Origin of the sequence: Haloarcula sp. NS06, from assembly GCF_051122755.1 — an archaeon.
Taxonomy (GTDB): domain Archaea; phylum Halobacteriota; class Halobacteria; order Halobacteriales; family Haloarculaceae; genus Haloarcula.
Map to the genome: position 1 here is coordinate 124,017 of NZ_CP184846.1, position 18,374 is coordinate 142,390.

Genomic DNA, 18,374 nt, shown 5'->3' on the forward strand with positions numbered 1-18,374 from the left:
GTCTATCCGTCTATAGTACTGTATTCGTAGTACTGGCTTCGAACTTCGATTTCGTTTTTCGTATATCGAAGTATCTCTAGTAGATTTGCCATATACCTAGAGGTGAATCGATCTCTGGGTCCAGTAATACCAAGCGACACCATGACTTCCTGTTCGTCATTAAATATCGGAACGGCAACACCTCGAACGCCTCTGAGATGCTCCTCATCATCTATCGCATAGCCTTGGTCACGGATTCGCTCAAGCGCCGCTTCGAGATCAGACCGGGACGATAACGTGTTATCAGTCCCTTTCGGAAGCCCATGGTTGGCAACGATTTCGTTTCGCTTTTCCACCGGAAGATGCGCCAGAATTACTTTGCCCAGCGATGTCCAGTGCATCTCTGTGTGATTCCCGATGGGAATTTCATCGCCTGCAGCCTTTCCGCCTGAGCTCCGGTAGAGGATGACCCGCTGGCCGTTCTCCTCGATGCCAGCACCAGCAATCTCGCCGGTTTCTCTGCTGAGCTCTTCAACCTTATTGCGAAGCAGTCGGCCGATGTCAAGTCTTTGCCGAACACTGCCGCCGAGCTCCAGAAAGCGGAACGAGCGACGATACTGTCCGGATTCCTTGACAACGTAGTCCCGCTGGACGAGTGTATTGAGGTGGATGAAGACAGTGCTTGTGGGGATATCGAGATGAGACGCAAGATCGGAGAGGCCAATTGGTTCAAGTTTTCCGAGGGCGGCGAGAATGTCCAGCGTTGTCTCAACCGCGCTGATCGTTTTTTTGTTCTGTGAAGGCATGAATGCGCTTTTTCTCCCAGGGTAAAATAGATTCCGTCGAGAACCAAAATGTTTCCAATCATCTTGAAAACTGATGCTTTCCCCTGAGAGAGGAGAATCTAACAAGAGTACGAGTGTTATTTTTGTATCCCTCCCTACTCACGGAAAGTGGCAACATACCACATGAAGGCCTATGATGTAATGTCGAGTGCCGGATTTAGTAGTTACAGACACTCTAGTGGCGGTTTGTGACAGTCGTGTATTCCGTACAAGCGTCTCCAGTGACTTTCAATCTCATTGAAAGAGATAGGAAACGCCCTGATATCCGGCTTTTACGAAGTAGTGAGCCTCTACTCTGTATTCTGTATCATAGGATTTGGTCATACGTGTCAGTGTGACGTTTAGCCTCGGTTCAGAACCGTCGGCTACGCAGTCATATCGGAGGTTGCGCCACAGGTGCTCCGCGGGTTTCGATGTGAGTGGCCTGCGTGATGTGCCAATACTACCAACATTTATTAATGATGATTGCGATGCTTCTTCTACTCGGTATGAGCGAAGTTACACTATCAAACGTCAGCAAGGTATACGACGACAGCGTCCTTGCAGTTGAGGACCTCTCTCTGGCCGTCGAGGATGGGGAGTTTGTCGTCGTTGTCGGACCCTCGGGGTGTGGCAAGTCGACGACACTTCGGATGATTGCCGGCCTCGAAACGGTCACCGACGGTGAGATTGCTATCGGGGAGAACGTAGTCAACGACGTTCGTCCACAGGACCGGAACATTGCGATGGTGTTCCAGAGTTACGCCCTGTACCCACACATGACCGTACGCGATAACATGTCTTTCGGGCTTCGGCTGTCAGGCGAGTACGATGATCAGATCGAGCAGCGGGTAACTGAGGCCGCCGAGCTACTGGAGATTTCGGACCTCATGGACGACCTGCCGAAGCAGCTCTCGGGAGGCCAGCAACAGCGTGTCGCACTTGGACGGGCGATTGTCCGCGACCCAGATGTGTTTCTGATGGACGAACCGCTGTCGAATCTTGACGCCAAGCTCCGGACACAGATGCGTACGGAGATCCAGCGGATCCAAGAAGAGCTGGACGTGACGACGATTTACGTCACACACGACCAGACGGAAGCGATGACGATGGCGGATCGGATCGTGATTCTCAATCAAGGTGAACTCCAGCAGGTCGCGCCACCGGAACGCTGCTACGATGAGCCCAACAACAAATTTGTTGCGGGGTTCATCGGATCGCCATCGATGAACTTCTTCGAAGTGAGTGTGACGAATAGCGGCGGGCGCGCGACGTTCCACTCGTCAGATATCGAGTTTACGCTCAACGTCGACATTCCGGACGGAGAGTACACGCTGGGCGTTCGTCCAGAAGATTTCGTCGCCGAGGGCGCCGGCGAGTACATCGATACAGTTGTCGACGTCGTAGAACCAATGGGGTCTGACAACTTCCTCTATCTGGAGACTGGGGGCGGGTCGAAAGAAGTCGTAGCCCGGGTCGATAGCGAGTATCGCCCGGAACGGGGCGACAAAATCGAGCTCGGATTTCATACAGAGGATATGCATCTGTTTGGTCCCGATGGCGAGCGAGTGGAACTGAATCAGCCACAGCGGACAGAATCAGTGTAATATGTTGTACGATACTATCGGTCGGAAGGACAACGAATGGGCTGGGATGACTGCGAGTCAGATCCGAGATGTCGGTGAACAGTCGGGCTCTGTCCTCGTTATTCCCGTTGGAAGCGTCGAACAGCACGGGAATCACCTCCCGGTCATCACCGACACGCTCCTCGTTGAGGCGATGGTCGACACTGCTATCGAGCGTCTGGACGACGTGCCTGTCGTCGTGACACCGCCGGTCTGGAGCGGGTTCTCGCCACACCATCTGTCGTTCGGTGGGACCCTGTCACTCGAGTTTGCACACTTGCGAGCGACACTTGAGGATATCGCACACGCTGGCATCCAGAACGGATTCGATGCGGTGCTGTTCGTCAACGGCCACGGCGGGAACAGTTCACTCATTGACGCCGTCGTGAGTACCGTGGGCGTCGACACTGACGCCGAAGTACTGGGAACGACGTACTTCCACTTGGCGTCGGATAGAATCGAGGAATTCCGAACGACCGAGACAGGGGGGATGGCGCACGGCGGTGAGTTCGAAACGTCCCTCATGCTCGCGCTCCGACCAGACCTCGTAGGCAACCCAAAGGTCCGCGACGGCGAACCGATGGACGAACATTACGGCTGGGGCGGGCAAGACTTGCTTGACGGAGGCAACGTCTCTGTCTACCGCTCGTTCGACGAGTATTCTACGTCCGGGGCCATCGGGACGCCGAAGCAGGCGAGCGCAGAGACAGGCAAACGAATCCGCTCGGTCATCGGCGACGAACTCGCGGCCCTCATGACTGCGATTCACGAGCACAATGCTGAGCAGTGAGTGACACAATACAAAGAATTATGTACATGGAAATAGGTGACATTAACGATGCAGCCCGATAACAACGACAGGTCTATCGACGACAGTATCGACCGCCGACGGCTTCTCCAAGCACTCGGCGCAGGCGGCGCCATCGCTATCGCCGGGTGCAGCGGCGACGGTGGGAGCGGTAGTGACGGTGGTGACGGCGACAGTGAGAGCGGCGGTGATGGCGGCGACGGCGGTACGCAGAGCGTGCAGTTCCTCACGATGGGTGTCGGGGACAACATCAAGCAATTCTTCGAGGAGAATAACACAGCCTTCGAGGACGAGCATGACCTCGACGTCGAGTTCACCAGCGTTACGTGGGACAACGCCCGGCAAACTGTGAACAACCGTGTCGACGGTGGGGAAGCACCCGATGTCAGTCGGTGGCCTGCGCGCTGGATCCCCCAGCTCGTGGGTAAAGAGGCACTCGAACCGCTCGATGACATGATGGACGGGGAGTTCGGTGAACAGTTCTACGACGGCGTGGCCGATGGAACGATGTACAACGGCTCCCACTACGGCGTGCCGTGGGCCGCCTCGAACAAGTGCCTGTACTACAACAAAGACGTCTTCGAGACGGCGGGGCTCGACCCCGAAGACCCGTCGCTCGACTCGTGGCAGGATATGCTGGATGCCGCAACGCAGATCCGCGACAGTGATGCGAGCGTCCCAGCACTGGGCCTTGCAGGGGCCGACGCAATCGAGACTGGGTCGCAGTACTACCACTACCACTGGTCACACGGCGCGGACCTTGTCGACGACGAAGGAATGCCAGTCGTGAACTCAAGCGGCGCTGTCGACGCCCTCTCGTTGTACACCGACCTCCACCTCGAACACAACGTCACACAGTCCTCACCGCTCTCCTCGACGCGGCAGGACATCCGACAGCTGTTCGAGAACGGGGACCTCGGGATGGTCATCGGGCACGTGTACACGGGACTCAACATCGAATCCGCGAAAGAAAACGGGGAAGCCGACTTCGACTACGGTATCGTGCAGGTGCCGCGTGGCCCAGAAGGCCGGTACAGCCTGTTCACCATCGACACGCTCGCCATCCTGAGCCAGAGCGAGAACAAGGACCTCGCCCGGGACCTGATTCGGTTCTACTTCGATGAGGAGCGGCGGTTCCAGTACTCGAAGCAGAAAGGGTTCCTCCCCGTCGTCGAAGCCGTCGGTGAGCGCTCGTACTTCTCAGGTTCGGAGAACTGGGGACCCTTCGTCGAGGCGGGGCAGTATGCTCGCGCCCGACCGAAGCTCGGTAACTTCAGCGAGTTCAACGACCGGATGGTCCAAGCGATTCAGGAAGCGCTGGCGGACCGGAAGTCGCCGCAGAAAGCGCTCAACGATGCCCAGAGTGATCTCGAAGATGCCATGGAGTGACAGACAGGAATGAGTCTGGCAGAGGAATACACCGAAACGTCCGATGACTCACGTCTCGAACGAGGGCTGGCGTACGTCCAGCGCAATAGCCGAGCGTACCTCCTCATTGCTCCCGCAGCGGTGTTCCTGCTGGCCGTCGTCGGGTACCCGATTATCGAGACGTTCCGGCTGTCACTGTACCAGTCACCCGCCGACTCCAACATTGAGACGTTCGTGGGACTCCAGCATTACGTCGAGATATTCAACAGCGACATCTTCTACAGGCTGCTCTGGCAGACCGGCCGCTGGGTCGTTGCCGGTGTCGTTGGCAAGACACTGCTGGGTCTGCTTATCGCCGTTCACCTCAAGGGTGATATTCGCGGTCGGAAGTTCTTCCGCACAGCGTTTCTCATCCCGTGGGGGATTCCCTACGCGATCTCCGCGGTGGTGTTCCGCTGGATAGAGCACCCGCAGTTCGGCTACCTCAACGCGATCTTGCTGAAACTCGGTGTCATCGAGCAGGGTATCGGTATCCTCGGGAACCCGAGTCTGGCGTGGCTCGGCGTCGTCGTGGCCGATATCTGGATCGGGACGCCATTCATGGCGATTATCTTCCTTGCGGGGTTGCAGTCGATACCGCAGGAGCTCTACGAGGCAGCCGCCATCGACGGTGCCGAGAAGTGGCATCAGTTCCGGTACATCACGCTCCCTCAGCTGAAAAGCGTCGTTCTGATCGCCACGCTACTGTCAACGATCTGGACGTTCGTCAGTTTCGACGTCATCTGGACGATGACTGGCGGCGGGCCGATCAGTTCGACGGCGACGCTCGTCATCCATATCTATCAGGTGGGCCTCCAGAACGGGAATCTCGGACGCGGCGCCGCCTACAGTGTCATCGGGTTCCTGTTCCTGTTCGTCTTCGCCATCATCTACCTGCGCATCTACACGCGCGGGGGTGATGAGCTGTGACGATGGCAGGCCACGACCGGAGCAGTCTCCGCAAGGTTCGCCTCTACGGCGTGCTGATCGGACTGCTCGGGCTTATGATGTTGCCGTTCTACGCGATGTTCTCAAGCACGCTCAAGCCGGAGTCGGAGATATTTGCTGCGCCGGCGACACTGGTCCCCAGTGACCCCAGCATCCAGGCGTACCTGCAGGTCTGGACACAGACCGACGTGTTGCTCTGGGTCGGCAATAGCTTCATTATCTCGGTGGGGACGGTCGTGCTGACACTTCTGTTGGCGATACCAGCCGCGTACTCGTGTGCCCGGAACGACTTCGTGGGGAAACGGACCTTCCTTCTCTCCGTGCTGGTCGTCCAGATGTTCGCACCGGTCGTGTTGATCGTCGGTCTCTTCGACGTAATCACTCAGATGGGGCTGTTCAACACCTATCTGGCTGTGATCGTCCCGGCGGCGGCGTTCACACTGCCGTTCAACGTCTGGATGCTGTACGGGTACTTCAAGACGATACCCGTCGCGCTTGAGGAATCAGCGCGTATCGATGGCGCGAGCCAACTGCAGATCCTCACGAAGATTGTGCTCCCGCTCACGAAGCCGGCGCTGGTCGCCAGTGTCACCTACACCTTCCTCTACGCGTGGAATCGACTGCTGTTCGTGCTCACCTTCCTCACTGACAGTGCGAAGTACAACATCCCACGCGGTGTCTTCTCGATGGTCGGTGCGCTGCAGACCGACTGGCGGATGATGCTCACCGTGTCTGTTATCGGGATTATCCCGCTTCTGATTCTGTTCGCCTTCTTAGAGGAATATATCGTGGCTGGCATGACGGCTGGCGCGGTCAAGGAGTAACCGCCTCTACTTTTATTATCGCCGCGATAGTTGTCCGCGTATGGAATTCGCGATGTGGGCCTACCCGTGGGACCTCTTGGACCAAGGGCCGGCCGAGGTGGAAACCCGGCTGCGTGACATCGGCATCGACGAGCTGAACCTCGCGACGAACTATCACACTGTACAGGCATTCACGCCGCACAATCCGGAGCGGCGGACACTGTTTGCCCGTGCGAGTTCGTATTTCGAGCCCGGCCCGGAGTACGGAGACCTCGAACCGGTTCCATACGAGCGCATGGACGGAGACTGGGTCGCGGACGTCGCCACCAGCTTATCGGAGATGACACTCAATTCCTGGACGGTCGGCTGCCACAACTCCCGGCTCGGGATGGCCAACCCCGAGTACACGCTGGAATCTGCACACGGTGATGACCTGATCTTTGGTCTGTGTCCATCCCAGCCCGCGGTCCAGACGTATCTCTCGGCACTGGTCTCGGATCTGGCGGCCCGCGATGAGTTTGCTCGGATCGAACTGGAAACGTTCGATTACTTCTACGGGACAGGCTTTGGGTGGCACCACCAGAAGATTCACGCACGGCTGGGGGTGCTCGGAGAGTTCCTGCTCGGAGTGTGTTTCTGCCCACACTGTCAAGAAAATGCGACGGCTGAGGGTGTCGATACTGAACGGGCACGCGAGACGGTGGCCAGCGCGCTGGACGATATCGTCGCCGGCGATTTGTCACACAACCGCGCACCGGAGGAGTGGTTTGCGGAGCACAGCACCGTCGCGGCATACGTCGATGTCCGCGAACGGACGCTGGCATCACTGTACGCCACGCTGGCTGACGCCGCGGGAACGACACCGCTTGGCTACTACGTCGGCGCACCGGAGCCCGGCCGCGAGTGGATCGTCGGAGCCGACCTGCAAGCGCTCTCGAACCACGTCGATTACTACTGTCTGCCAGCCTACGAGTCGTCAACTGAAGCAGTCATAGATGCGTACAACGCCGTTGAGACAGTGATTGATGACGTGCCACTCCACGTTGGTCTATTACCAGGCCATCCGGCTATCGACGACGAGAATACCGTGGTCGACATCGTCGAGACTCTCGACTCGAAGCGAGTGCCGCGGCTCTCGTTCTATAACTACGGACTGCTCCCGGAGCAGTCACTGGAGTGGGTCGAAAGCGCCATCGAGACAGTGACCTGAGAGGGGGAAGCGGTACTTTGATATCGGTTCCCGAACGACAGGGGTGCATGGAGATAACCGGCGTGTCAGCGGTAACTGTAGACGTACCGTTGGCCGACTTGGATGAGCACCTCGGAATCGGACCGTACGTGACCAACCATGGGAAACTACACTCGATGGAACGCGTCCTCGTCCGTGTCGACACGGATGAGGGGATTAGCGGCTGGGGCGAGATGCGTGTATTCCTGTCACCGGAAGCCACCGAGTCGATTATCGAAGACGGTGTTGGACCGATGATTGAGGGCCAGTCACCGTTCGAAATCGAGCGACTCCGTCGACAGGTGTTCGTTGAGTACACGAACGTCGATATGTTCTTTGCCGCTGTCGAAACAGCCTGCTGGGACATCGTCGGGAAGGCACTTGATAAGCCGGTGTACGAACTTCTCGGTGGGTGGACAGCACCGACACAGGGTGCTCAGCAACACCGGCAAAGCGTCGATGGCAATAGTACTGCACCCGCTGACGTCCCTGTCGCCTTCTGCCTCGGTATTCTCTCGCCCGAAGAGTCTCGTCTCAAGGCACGAGAGGCGTTCGAAGCTGGCTTCACTGTCCTCAAAACAAAGGCGGGTCGGGACTGGCGACAGGACGTGGAGCGAATCAAAGCGATGTACGATGAGGTCGACGGGCAACTGGAGTTCCGACTCGACCCGAATCAGGGCTGGACACTCGACCAGGCGGTTCGGGTCGGTGCGATGCTCGAAGATGCGGGTATCTACTTACAGTACATGGAACAGCCGATTCGAGTCGATTCACACACGTCGCTAGCTCGGCTCCGGCAACGACTCCGCCAGCCAATCGCACCGAACGAGGACACCTATATCTCCCACAATCTGCAGTCGCTCGTGGAGGCTGGCGCGATGGATGTCAGCGTTATCGACCTGACCCCAGCCGGCGGCATCAGTGGAATTCGACAGCAGGCCGCTATCCTCGAAGATGCCGGGGTTCCCTTTACGCACCACTGTGCGTTCGACCTCGGAATTCGGACTGCGGCGATCCTCCACGCGTTCACCGGCATCCCGGGCTTTTCGTTGCCACCGGATTCGACGTATTACGGCTGGGAGGCAGACATCATCGGGACACCGTTCGAAGTCAGCGACGGCTGTCTTCCGGCTCCGGAGGGTCCCGGCCTCGGTATCACTGTGGATATGGCCGCTGTCGAGGAGTATCGAATCACATGAGCGGACAAGAGCAACTTTCAAGAGGGCAGCTTACGTGGGCATCAGTGTCATGGTAGAGTTATCACTAGCGGACCGGCCGGCCATTGTGACTGGCGCGTCGCGGGGTATCGGGCGCGAAATCGCAGCCCGGTTCGCCGAAGCGGGTGGCGATGTCGTCGTCTGTTCGCGCACCTACGAGGATGTGGAAGCGGTTGCGACGGAGCTAACCGAGACACACGAGGGTCGCGTTGTTCCGGTCGAATGTGACGTCACAGACCGTGAAGCGGTTCGGGACCTTGTCGACACGGCCATCGAAGAATTCGGGGACATCCGGGTACTTGTAAACAACGCTGGCGGGGCAGACGAGTCCGCCAACCTGTTGCACCGGTGTGACGAGGAGACCTTCGAATCGATGGTCGACCTGAACCTGAAGAGCCAATTCCTCCTGAGCAAAGAGGTACTGCCAGCAATGGTCGCCGCTGGCGGGGGCTCGATAATCCACATGGGCTCGGTCAACGGCCTGTTCGGTATCGGTCTCTCCGGCTACTCCGAGGCCAAAAGCGGACTCCTGGCGCTCTCCCGAAACATCGCTGCCCACTACGGGCAGCACGGGGTCCGCTCGAACGTTATTTCAGCAGCGACCATCGAAACGGCGAACAGGCGGGCAGAGATGGAAAACACCGAGGAACGGACCGGTGAGACGAGCGCTCGGGAGCGCTGGCTCGACCAGTATCCGCTCGGTCGGTTCGGTACACCGCGGGAGGTCGCTGATACGACCCTGTTCCTTGCCTCCGAAATGTCGAGTTTCGTTACCGGTGAGAATCTGGTGCTTGACGGCGGATTGACGACGAGCCTGCCGACATCGTTCATCAACGAAGTCTACGACGCGGACGAAAAGCCGACACCCAAGTAAACAGCCATGGAAGAACTAACAACTGACGACGCACCTGATAGTATCGGCCCGTTCTCACAGGGGATCGCCAGCGGTGACCGTATTTACGTTTCCGGACAGGGGCCAGTCGACCCGGATACCGGCGAGGTAATTCAGGGCACGCCCGGTGAACAGACTCGGCGCACACTCCAGAACGTAGCGGCCGTTTTGCAGGCCGGTGGCGCTTCACTCGACGATGTCGTGAAAGCGACGGTGTTCGTGAAGGATATGCGGTACTACGACGAGGTGAACGAGGTGTACGGTGAACTCATGTCTCCCCCCTATCCTGCACGCAGTGCTGTTGAAGTCGTTAAATTGCCAGTGGATATCGACGTTGAGATAGAAGTTGTTGCAGAACGGTAGTATGTCGCATCTGGTAGTGTTCGACCTCGACGGGACGCTCACTCGACAGCGCGGCGGGTTCGAGCTGTTGCACACCCTCTACGGAACAACACCGGAAGCCGAGGCGCTGACGAACCGGTTCGAGGCCGGGCAGATTACGTTTGAAGAGTGGTGTCGAGGAGCGGTCGACGTGTGGCGTGCGAACGATATCACTAGGTCAGATATCACTCGTGCGACCCGATCCGTCAAACCGAAAACAGGTGCTGTCGACCTCCTCAAACACCTGCAGCAAACGAATATCCAATTCGGTATCCTCAGTGCCGGCGTCGCAAACCTCGCGACGCAGTTCGAGCCGTACGAGCCGGCGTTTGTTCGGGGGAACTGGCTTCAGTTCGAGGATGGCCGGATTTCGGGTATCGATGTCGGTGTCGGGCCCGACGAGAAAGGAGAATTACTGAGAGAAGTTCGAAGCAAGCAGAATCCCACGTCAATCACCTATATCGGCGACTCGCACACTGATACGGAGGCGTTCGTCGAGGCAGATACCGCGGTGTTGTTCGACCCGGATGAACGCGTTCCTGAAACAGCGATAGACGCAGCAGATACAATCATCGAAAGTGCGGATATAAGAGAGGTACGGACCTCATTCTAATAGTGTAGCCCAATACCAACTGATGGAGATATATACGCTCAAATGCGTCTCTTCCTCACTAGCTTTTGCAATATATGTTCTCATAGACCTAATATGCTAGTCCATATAGCATAGAGTATATCCAAATATCTGTTCTTAGGAAGGCCTGGCTTTCAATGTGGGAACTGGATCGCTATCGACGTTACTCACTGGCGTACTGATCCCGACCGTGGATTACACGGACAAATGCAGCCCGATCATCGGCACCACGTCAGGTGGTCGCTGGCGCAGTGGCAACGTCTAGCAATTTGTAACCGGATTCGACGGCCCTTTTAGCGTCGGGCGGTGATCGACAACTGAATGAGTCGCTATCGAACGACAGGTTGCTTTCTCCTCCTGGCTGCAATCTGGGGTACTGCATTCATGGCGACAGATGTCGGCCTCGCCGACCTGCCGCCGGTACCGTTCGCTGCCGTCCGCTTTGACATCGCCTCCGTCCTCCTGTTTGCCGCGTTGGCCATCACAGGTTCACTAGAACGGCCACAGACCCGCGATGACTACGTGTATGTCCTCGCTGGTGGGACACTTATGATTGGCGTGCATCACGTATTCCTGTTCACCGGGCAACAGTACGTCACCGGAGCCGTCGCCGCCGTCCTGCTCGGTCTCGTTCCCGTCGTGACGCCCGCGCTCACGAAACTCGCATCCAGCGATGACACGTTCACCGCGAATACTGGCGTCGGCGTAGTACTCGGGTTCGCCGGTGTTGTCGTCATTGCTGATCCTGACCCAGCGAATCTCATCAGCAGTACTATTGGAATCGGGCTCGTGTTTGCGGCAGCGCTGGCGTTTGCCATCCCAGCCGTCGTGACGCACGACACCAGCCCGTCGATATCGTTTCTGGCCACGCAGGCATGGTTGATGGCTATCGGAGCCGCTGTCCTCCATATCACCGTACTCGTACTTCCCGGACAGTCGTTTTCGGACGCATCGTGGACACTGTCTGCGGTTGCGGCGCTGTTGTATTTGGCTGTCGTCGCCGGCATCGGCGGTTTCCTGCTGTACTTCCGGTTACTTGACCAGCTAGGTCCGATCGAGATGAGTTTCATCGAGTACGTCATTCCCCTGTTCGCCGCGCTCGCCGGCTGGCTCGTGCTCGATCAGCAGGTCACGCTCGCCACCGTCGGTGGGTTCGGGTGCATCCTGCTGGGGTTCATCGCAGCGAAGTGGACAGCGTTACGAGCAGAGTTGCGTCGGGTTGTCGAACCGAAAACCAGTCCACCGGCCGACTGACTGGAGATAGAGTCCGCAGACCGTCACTGGCTGCGCCACCCTGCCGGATTCAAGAAAATCGACAACGAAGCGGGAAACGGTAAGAATGACCGTCAGACAGGAGTGATAACGGCGTCAAGCTTCTGAAAACAAACGAATTACAACCGCTATTGTACTGTCTTTTCAGATTATCAGCGGAAGTGCTTGCTATTTGTCGATAGACCAGTCTGAAAGCGGAATCTTGTAAGAGAAAACCGCATCATAGCTGCTTGCACATACTGGCAGGGCTAACGGGTTTTTATAAGACCGCCCGTTGCTGTGTAATATGATACAACCCATTCGAACTCTATGGAGCCGGTATCGATCCATCCCACTTATTTGGCGTATCTTTGTCGCCTTCGTACTGGGCGCAGGTGCCGGTATCGTGTTCGGGGAGCAGATGGCTATAGTCAGACCAGTGGGCGACCTCTTCCTTCGACTGCTCAATATGCTGGTCATCCCGATTATCGTCTTCACGCTGCTGACCGGTATTCGGCAACTCTCTCCCGCAAAGCTTGGGAAAATCGGCGGTGCGACCGTCGGTCTCTACGCTCTGACGACGACCCTCGCAGGCATCATTGGCCTCGTGGTTGCAAACGTGCTTCAGCCGGGCCGTGGGCTCGAATTCGGTGGTGGTGAAGCACAATCCCAAGCGCCGCCGTCGTTGCTGGATGTTGTTCTCGGTATCGTGCCGAACAATCCCGTCGCGGCGCTCGCAGAGGGGAATCTGCTAGCAACGGTCTTTTTCGTCATCGTGTTCGGAATCGCGCTGACATACGTCCGCTCACAGCAAGACGAGCTCGCAGAGAGTGTCGATTCAGTGTTCGAGGCCTTCGAAGTGGGTGCTGAGGCGATGTTCGTCATCGTTCGAGGGGTCCTCGAATTCGGTGTACTCGGCGTATTCGCGCTGATGGCGTCCGGGATCGGCACGGAAGGCGTCGGCCTGTTCTCCTCGCTGGGCGAACTCGTATTGGCAGTCACTATCGCAATCGTCATTCATATTGGCTTCACCTATCTCGTTTTTCTGATGGGCGTGGTTGCCGATGTCTCCCCGATTGCGTTCCTCAGCGGGGCGAGAGACGCGATGGTGACCGCGTTCGCGACTCGGTCGTCGAGCGGAACGCTCCCTGTCACGATGCGTAATGCGGACGAGGACCTGCAGATCGCCGAGCGGGTGTATTCCTTCACGCTTCCAGTCGGTGCAACGGCGAACATGGACGGGGCCGCCATCCGGCAGGCAATCACCGTGATGTTCGCCGCGAACGTCGTCGGACAGCCACTGGTACTTACTGAACAGGTCTTCGTCTTGATTGTTGCAGTTCTCATCAGCATCGGAACCGCTGGCGTTCCGGGAGCGGGCATCGTCATGCTCACTGTGATTCTCACACAGGTCGGTCTCCCACTGGAAGTCGTTGGGTTCGTCGCCGGCGTCGACCCGATCCTCGGACGGATTGCGACGATGAACAACGTCACTGGCGACCTCGCAGTCTCGACCGTTGTGGGGAAGTGGAACGACGGACTCGACCGTGGTGAGGGCGTCTGGTCACGAAACCTGAGCGGAGTCGCCGAGTTCGTTCCCGGAGATGACTAGAGGGGGTCGGCGGTAGCGATTGCAACAGACGCTAATGCTGGTACAGTTGTTATTCTAATCTATAAGATCAAAAATACGTCTCGCGACTGGACTGACAACAGCGGATGAGTGGTCCATGGGCCGGTACGCATATCAGAACCATACGTCCAGCCGATTCGTAGTCGCTGTGCAGTTTCAGACACCGCGTGATATCAGTTGTAGTTTACTTGGTTCGTTTCCGTTCCTGAGTCGGGTGGTCTGTGACGTACACTTTCGTGTCGTCCGGAACGTCGTCGGTGACCCAGGAGTTCGCCCCGATGCTGACGTGGTCGCCGACGCTGATAGCGCCCAGAACTTTCGTCCCCGCGCCGATAACGACGTGGTCGCCGATATCCGGGTGTCGTTTGTATCCCTTTTTTAATCTGTGTTCGTCGCTCTCGTCGGCCTCGAAGTGAAGCGCGCCAAGCGTCACGTCCTGATAGAGGCGAACCCATTCCCCGACAGTGGTGGTTTCACCGATGACGACACCGGTTCCGTGGTCGATAAAAAAGTGGTCGCCGATTTCAGCGCCAGGGTGAATGTCGATTCCGGTCTCTGTCTTAGCGTATTCGGTGAGTTCTCGGGCGTACTCGGAGGCCCCAGCCTCGTAGAGAGTGTGGGCCACTCGCTGAACCAGTATTGCCATGAACCCCGGATAGGACCGGATTATCTCCATGTACGTCTTCGCCGCTGGGTCACCTTTGAACGCGGCCTCCACGTCCTTTTTGAGTCGTGTGCGAACCGCCGGGAGCTGATCGATGACGGCGTCGACTGTCTCAGCAGGGTCCGATCCGGAGTATGGTCTGATACCAGCAAAGAAGAGACCTCCCAGGGTATCAAGACGGTCCAGAACGGCGAGTTCGTCCCGGACCAGTTCAGCAGCGTTCCAGCAGGTCGGGAAGAACAGTCGTTTGAGGATATCGATTTCCGGCCTTCGGTGTTCTCGCCGCGGGAACTCCATCTGTGTTTGGGTTGGAAACGGGGCTTCGTCAGCCCGGTACGCTGCGAACAGGTTCTCGTGTGTGTCGCCCGTGTAACAGTAGTCCATATCTGATGATTGGGCCGCAGCATCTTAGTTTTGAAACAACAGTTGTCTTTTCGGCTATATGTTGTGTTCTCGCTGACGCTGTAGAATTGAAAACAGGCAGAACTGAACACTGAAAGCTAGCTATTTGATACTGGCCTGTCATCGATTCTGTATGAACGGCGAGTGTTACTTCTGTCACGGCATCGTTTCAGCACCGGAAGAAGGCCACATCTGGTTGCGTGAGCACGACAGCCACGAAGTGTATATGCACGAACAGTGTGCCAGCGGTCACAACGTCATAGAGGGAGGGCAGGACCCAGCAGGTGAGCTCCTGATTACGTGCCCGGAATGTGGTGCGGTCGAAACGGTGTAACAGCCCAGGCGGGTAGTCCTGCGAACGGGCAGCAGTCCCACCCTACGGAAGTGTAATATCGACGCCGGACTGCAGGCTAGCCGCTTTCACAGTGTTGTACATCAGCATCGCAATGGTGAGCGGTCCGACACCGCCGGGAACCGGCGTGATGGCGTCCGCTTTCACTTTGGCGCTCTCGAAGTCCACGTCCCCGACGAGTTCGTACCCCTTCTCCGTGTCAGCATCAACGCGATTAATACCCACGTCGATGACAGTTGTGCCCGCCGAGAGCATCGATCGGTCTATCATTTCCGGAACCCCAGCGGCGGCGATCACGATATCCGCGTTGCGAGTCTTTTCCGCAAGGTCGTCAGTTCGGGAGTGGCACACGGTCGTTGTCGCGTTCCCGCCCGGCCCATACTGGATGAGCAGGTTCGCCATCGGCTTGCCGACGATGTCCGAGCGGCCGACAACGACGGCGTCTTTCCCCTCCGTCTCAACACCCGTTTTTGCCAGTATTTTCTGTATTCCGTGGGGCGTGCAAGGTTTGTATCGGGCGTTCCCCGCAACGAGTCGGCCGACGTTTTCCGGATGGAACCCGTCGACGTCTTTCATCGGGTCGATGCGTTCCAGCACGTCGCGCTTGGGCACGTGGTCGGGGACCGGCATCTGGACGAGGATGCCGTGGACGGCCGGGTCCGCGTTCAGTTCGTCAATGGTCGAGAATAGCGTCTCGGCCGGTTCGTCCGCGCTGAGTTCGTGATGGAACCCCTCGATGCCGATTTCATCACAGGCCCGCTGTTTCATCGAGACGTACGTTTCACTCGCGCCGTCATCGCTCATCAAGACTGTCGCCAGCCCCGGTGTGACACCCTCGCTGACGAGCGTGTCCGTACACGCCGCGACGCCCTCCGTGATCTGGTCGCCGATTTCGTTCCCGTCGATTACTGTAGTCATTGTTGCTAGGTTTGCTGTCGGCCCCGAAGTCCCTAGTTAGATGTCCAGGGTGAGCAGACTGCTGCACGGTCAACTGCTGGGGTTGGCCAAGCGTTCGGTGTCTCCCTCAAGCCCCGCCGGCATAGTGGGTGATGCGGAATAGTCCAGACTTTGAAATGATACCGGCTATTCGTCCAGTGTGCAACTGCGATCGGTCGACAGTTCGACAGTATTTCCGGCAGTGTGCCGAAGTACCGAAGGTTTTTGTCCTGACCCATGCTTGACCTACACAACCACACCGGGAGGCAATCCCTCTCGTTCAGGAGCAACTGCACTATGACTGAGATCCGATTCAGCACCGACAGAGAATCGTTCATCGAAACCGCGAGGGCGGCAGCGGACGGCGCCCGCGTGCCGGTCGAGGCGCGCGTCACCGTCGCTGACCCGTTCGAGGCGTATCGCCGCGCCCGCGACGGGAACACAGACAGCTTCTATCTCGAGACGACCGGTGGGCAGTCTGGCTGGGGGTACTTCGGCATCGAGCCAATCGAACAAATCGAGGTTTCTGCGGGAGCGATACCTGCACAGGCTGGCGGAAGTCCGAGTATCGAAGCTATCGACGACCTACTCGACCGTGAACACCTGAAGCGGGGCGACTGTACGGTTCCATACCCGTGTGGCGCGTTCGGCTGGCTTTCATACGACGTAGCACGGGAACTGGAAGACATCCCAGAGACGACCGTTTCGGATGGCCTCCCACGGCTCCAGTTTGGCGTGTTCGACTGCGTCGCCGCGTGGGAGGAGCCACACGATGGAGACGTCGAGATGCACGTAACGGCCTGTCCCATCGTCAACGGGTCGCCCGAGGCGGCGTACGAGCGTGGCCGTACAATGGCCCGCGAACTGGCCGAGGACGCCATCCACGGTGAGAAACACGTCCAGTTCCAGCCAACCGCTGCGAGTCAGGCCACGTTCGAGAGCGAGTGCGGCGAAGCAGCGTTCGCCGACCGCGTCCGGCAAATAAAGCAGTACGTCAGGGACGGCGACACGTTCCAGACGAACGTGTCACACCGGCTGACCGCCCCGGCGGCCGTCCACCCGGTCGACACCTTCGATGCCGTCCGCCGGGTGAACCCGGCCCCGTACTCAGCCCTACTTGAGTTCCCCGGCGTCGACCTCGTCAGCGCCAGCCCGGAGCTGTTGCTGGACGTTGACGGCGACCAGTTACTCACCGAGCCGATTGCCGGGACGCGGCCGCGCGGCGCGACGCCGTCCGAAGACGAGGAGCTTGAGACAGACCTCTGCAGCGACGAGAAGGAGCGGGCCGAACACGCAATGCTGGTCGACCTCGAACGCAATGACCTCGGCAAGGTCAGCGAGTATGGATCCGTCGATGTCGCCGAGTACCGCCGCGTCGACCGGTATTCCGAGGTGATGCACCTCGTGTCTCTCATTGAAGGGGAGTTACGCGACGACGTGAGCATTGCCGACGCGGTCGCTGCGGTGTTCCCCGGCGGAACCATCACCGGCGCGCCGAAACCGCGGACGATGGAGATTATCGACGAGGTGGAGCGGACCCGACGGGGGCCCTACACCGGCAGTATCGGGATGTTCGGCTTCGACGACCGAGCAACGCTGAACATCACCATCAGAACGCTGGTTCACTACGACGGCGAGTACCGTCTCCGCGTCGGGAGTGGCATCGTGCACGATTCCGTTCCGGCAGCGGAGTACCGGGAGACACTGGACAAGGCTCGGGCGCTCGTCACGGCCGTCGACGAGGCGCTCGGCGAGCAGGGGTCGTTCGCGGTCGAATCCGGGACTGAACCGATGGAGGGGATGCGATGATACTCATCATCGACAACTACGACTCCTTCGCATACAACCTAGTCCAGTACGTCGGCGAGTTCGACGATGTCACCGTCCGCCGGAACGACGCTATCGACGTTGAGGGCATCCACGAACTCGACCCGGACGGCATCGTCGTCTCGCCGGGGCCCGGGACGCCAGCGGAGGCCGGCGTGTCCATCGACGTGTTCGCCGAGACGGCGTACCCGGCGCTTGGCGTCTGTCTGGGCCACCAGGCGCTCTGTGCGGCCCACGGGACCCCTGTCGGCCACGCACCGAGCGTGGTCCACGGGAAACCCTCGGAGGTTCGCCACGATGGAACGAGGCTATACGACGACGTCGACGACCCGTTCGAGGTCGGGCGGTATCACTCGTTGGCCGTCGAGGCATCGGAACTCCCAGACACGCTTTCGGAAACGGCCTACACCAACGACGAGCAGGGGACCGTGATGGGCGTCCAGCACGCCGAGAAACCGCACATCGGCGTCCAGTTCCACCCGGAAAGCATCCTCACTGACGCCGGGAAGCAGATCGTCGAAAACTTCTGTACCGAGGTCGCGAAGGCCTGAAACCGCATCGCCGGCGCA

Annotated in this window: 18 protein-coding genes; 15 read left to right on the forward strand and 3 right to left on the reverse strand. The window is 58.4% G+C overall.

Annotated elements, in window-relative coordinates; translation table 11 throughout:
* Positions 1–2: 2 nt before the first annotated feature.
* Positions 3–785 (reverse strand): IclR family transcriptional regulator, encoded by a 783-nt coding sequence (locus ACODNH_RS22270; protein WP_434531873.1) that lies wholly within the window; start codon positions 783–785, stop codon positions 3–5.
* A gap of 527 nt (positions 786–1,312) precedes the next feature.
* Here ACODNH_RS22270 and ACODNH_RS22275 point away from each other — a divergent pair.
* The 12 genes from ACODNH_RS22275 to ACODNH_RS22330 all read left to right on the forward strand — a co-directional run bounded on the left by ACODNH_RS22275 (position 1,313) and on the right by ACODNH_RS22330 (position 13,606).
* Positions 1,313–2,410 carry an ABC transporter ATP-binding protein gene (locus ACODNH_RS22275; RefSeq protein ID WP_434531874.1) on the forward strand — a complete coding sequence of 366 codons (1,098 nt, stop codon included), beginning with the start codon at positions 1,313–1,315 and terminating at the stop codon, positions 2,408–2,410.
* A 1-nt stretch (position 2,411) separates the two neighbouring features.
* Complete coding sequence (locus ACODNH_RS22280; protein ID WP_306711064.1) at positions 2,412–3,218, forward strand: creatininase family protein; 807 nt, start codon at positions 2,412–2,414, stop codon at positions 3,216–3,218.
* Positions 3,219–3,266: 48 nt separating this feature from the next.
* Positions 3,267–4,625, forward strand: a complete 1,359-nt coding sequence (locus tag ACODNH_RS22285; protein ID WP_434531875.1) for an ABC transporter substrate-binding protein — start codon at positions 3,267–3,269, stop codon at positions 4,623–4,625.
* A gap of 9 nt (positions 4,626–4,634) precedes the next feature.
* The gene (locus ACODNH_RS22290; protein ID WP_434531876.1) at positions 4,635–5,573 is read left to right on the forward strand and encodes a carbohydrate ABC transporter permease; all 939 of its coding nucleotides are present in this window, start codon (positions 4,635–4,637) and stop codon (positions 5,571–5,573) included.
* The gene (locus tag ACODNH_RS22295; protein WP_004965985.1) at positions 5,570–6,415 is read left to right on the forward strand and encodes a carbohydrate ABC transporter permease; all 846 of its coding nucleotides are present in this window, start codon (positions 5,570–5,572) and stop codon (positions 6,413–6,415) included. The genes ACODNH_RS22290 and ACODNH_RS22295 overlap by 4 nt, the downstream gene beginning before the upstream one ends.
* A 40-nt stretch (positions 6,416–6,455) precedes the next feature.
* On the forward strand, positions 6,456–7,604 hold the full coding sequence (locus tag ACODNH_RS22300; protein WP_434531877.1) for a hypothetical protein: 1,149 nt from the start codon (positions 6,456–6,458) through the stop codon (positions 7,602–7,604).
* 47 nt (positions 7,605–7,651) lie between these two features.
* Entirely contained in the window at positions 7,652–8,821 is a 1,170-nt protein-coding gene (locus tag ACODNH_RS22305) for a mandelate racemase/muconate lactonizing enzyme family protein (protein ID WP_434531878.1), read from the forward strand.
* A 49-nt stretch (positions 8,822–8,870) separates the two neighbouring features.
* Positions 8,871–9,713, forward strand: a complete 843-nt coding sequence (locus tag ACODNH_RS22310; protein WP_434531879.1) for an SDR family NAD(P)-dependent oxidoreductase — start codon at positions 8,871–8,873, stop codon at positions 9,711–9,713.
* A 6-nt stretch (positions 9,714–9,719) separates the two neighbouring features.
* Entirely contained in the window at positions 9,720–10,094 is a 375-nt protein-coding gene (locus ACODNH_RS22315; RefSeq protein ID WP_434531880.1) for a Rid family detoxifying hydrolase, read from the forward strand.
* Position 10,095: 1 nt separating this feature from the next.
* Positions 10,096–10,725, forward strand: coding sequence for an HAD-IB family phosphatase (locus tag ACODNH_RS22320; protein ID WP_306711050.1), 630 nt, complete (start codon positions 10,096–10,098; stop codon positions 10,723–10,725).
* Between the two features lie 339 nt (positions 10,726–11,064).
* Positions 11,065–11,997 (forward strand): DMT family transporter, encoded by a 933-nt coding sequence (locus tag ACODNH_RS22325; protein WP_306711048.1) that lies wholly within the window; start codon positions 11,065–11,067, stop codon positions 11,995–11,997.
* 304 nt (positions 11,998–12,301) lie between these two features.
* Positions 12,302–13,606 carry a dicarboxylate/amino acid:cation symporter gene (locus ACODNH_RS22330; protein WP_306711045.1) on the forward strand — a complete coding sequence of 435 codons (1,305 nt, stop codon included), beginning with the start codon at positions 12,302–12,304 and terminating at the stop codon, positions 13,604–13,606.
* Between the two features lie 202 nt (positions 13,607–13,808).
* Here the strand turns inward: ACODNH_RS22330 and epsC are convergent, their stop codons facing one another.
* Entirely contained in the window at positions 13,809–14,672 is an 864-nt protein-coding gene (gene epsC / locus ACODNH_RS22335; RefSeq protein WP_306711043.1) for a serine O-acetyltransferase EpsC, read from the reverse strand.
* A 151-nt stretch (positions 14,673–14,823) separates the two neighbouring features.
* Between epsC and ACODNH_RS22340 the strand changes: the two genes are divergently transcribed.
* Positions 14,824–15,024 carry a hypothetical protein gene (locus tag ACODNH_RS22340; RefSeq protein ID WP_306711041.1) on the forward strand — a complete coding sequence of 67 codons (201 nt, stop codon included), beginning with the start codon at positions 14,824–14,826 and terminating at the stop codon, positions 15,022–15,024.
* A gap of 42 nt (positions 15,025–15,066) precedes the next feature.
* On the opposite strand, the gene ACODNH_RS22345 is transcribed toward ACODNH_RS22340, so the two are convergent.
* Positions 15,067–15,960, reverse strand: a complete 894-nt coding sequence (locus ACODNH_RS22345) for a bifunctional methylenetetrahydrofolate dehydrogenase/methenyltetrahydrofolate cyclohydrolase (RefSeq protein ID WP_306711039.1) — start codon at positions 15,958–15,960, stop codon at positions 15,067–15,069.
* 315 nt (positions 15,961–16,275) lie between these two features.
* Between ACODNH_RS22345 and ACODNH_RS22350 the strand changes: the two genes are divergently transcribed.
* Both ACODNH_RS22350 and ACODNH_RS22355 read left to right on the forward strand, forming a co-directional pair.
* Positions 16,276–17,787, forward strand: a complete 1,512-nt coding sequence (locus tag ACODNH_RS22350; RefSeq protein ID WP_306711037.1) for an anthranilate synthase component I family protein — start codon at positions 16,276–16,278, stop codon at positions 17,785–17,787.
* Positions 17,784–18,356 (forward strand): anthranilate synthase component II, encoded by a 573-nt coding sequence (locus ACODNH_RS22355; RefSeq protein WP_306711034.1) that lies wholly within the window; start codon positions 17,784–17,786, stop codon positions 18,354–18,356. Before ACODNH_RS22350 ends, ACODNH_RS22355 begins: the two co-directional genes overlap by 4 nt.
* Positions 18,357–18,374 lie beyond the last annotated feature (18 nt).

Excerpts from the sequence above, each read along its gene's own strand:
- ACODNH_RS22315 (WP_434531880.1), top strand. The coding sequence starts at position 9,720 with ATGGAAGAACTAACAACTGACGACGCACCTGATAGTATCGGCCCGTTC.
- ACODNH_RS22350 (WP_306711037.1), top strand. The coding sequence starts at position 16,276 with ATGACTGAGATCCGATTCAGCACCGACAGAGAATCGTTCATCGAAACC.
- ACODNH_RS22280 (WP_306711064.1), top strand. The coding sequence starts at position 2,412 with ATGTTGTACGATACTATCGGTCGGAAGGACAACGAATGGGCTGGGATG.
- ACODNH_RS22330 (WP_306711045.1), top strand. The coding sequence starts at position 12,302 with ATGATACAACCCATTCGAACTCTATGGAGCCGGTATCGATCCATCCCA.
- ACODNH_RS22340 (WP_306711041.1), top strand. The coding sequence starts at position 14,824 with ATGAACGGCGAGTGTTACTTCTGTCACGGCATCGTTTCAGCACCGGAA.
- ACODNH_RS22325 (WP_306711048.1), top strand. The coding sequence starts at position 11,065 with ATGAGTCGCTATCGAACGACAGGTTGCTTTCTCCTCCTGGCTGCAATC.
- ACODNH_RS22290 (WP_434531876.1), top strand. The coding sequence starts at position 4,635 with ATGAGTCTGGCAGAGGAATACACCGAAACGTCCGATGACTCACGTCTC.
- ACODNH_RS22275 (WP_434531874.1), top strand. The coding sequence starts at position 1,313 with ATGAGCGAAGTTACACTATCAAACGTCAGCAAGGTATACGACGACAGC.
- ACODNH_RS22310 (WP_434531879.1), top strand. The coding sequence starts at position 8,871 with ATGGTAGAGTTATCACTAGCGGACCGGCCGGCCATTGTGACTGGCGCG.
- ACODNH_RS22300 (WP_434531877.1), top strand. The coding sequence starts at position 6,456 with ATGGAATTCGCGATGTGGGCCTACCCGTGGGACCTCTTGGACCAAGGG.
- ACODNH_RS22320 (WP_306711050.1), top strand. The coding sequence starts at position 10,096 with ATGTCGCATCTGGTAGTGTTCGACCTCGACGGGACGCTCACTCGACAG.
- ACODNH_RS22345 (WP_306711039.1), bottom strand. The coding sequence starts at position 15,960 with ATGACTACAGTAATCGACGGGAACGAAATCGGCGACCAGATCACGGAG.
- ACODNH_RS22285 (WP_434531875.1), top strand. The coding sequence starts at position 3,267 with ATGCAGCCCGATAACAACGACAGGTCTATCGACGACAGTATCGACCGC.
- ACODNH_RS22355 (WP_306711034.1), top strand. The coding sequence starts at position 17,784 with ATGATACTCATCATCGACAACTACGACTCCTTCGCATACAACCTAGTC.
- epsC (WP_306711043.1), bottom strand. The coding sequence starts at position 14,672 with ATGGACTACTGTTACACGGGCGACACACACGAGAACCTGTTCGCAGCG.
- ACODNH_RS22305 (WP_434531878.1), top strand. The coding sequence starts at position 7,652 with ATGGAGATAACCGGCGTGTCAGCGGTAACTGTAGACGTACCGTTGGCC.
- ACODNH_RS22270 (WP_434531873.1), bottom strand. The coding sequence starts at position 785 with ATGCCTTCACAGAACAAAAAAACGATCAGCGCGGTTGAGACAACGCTG.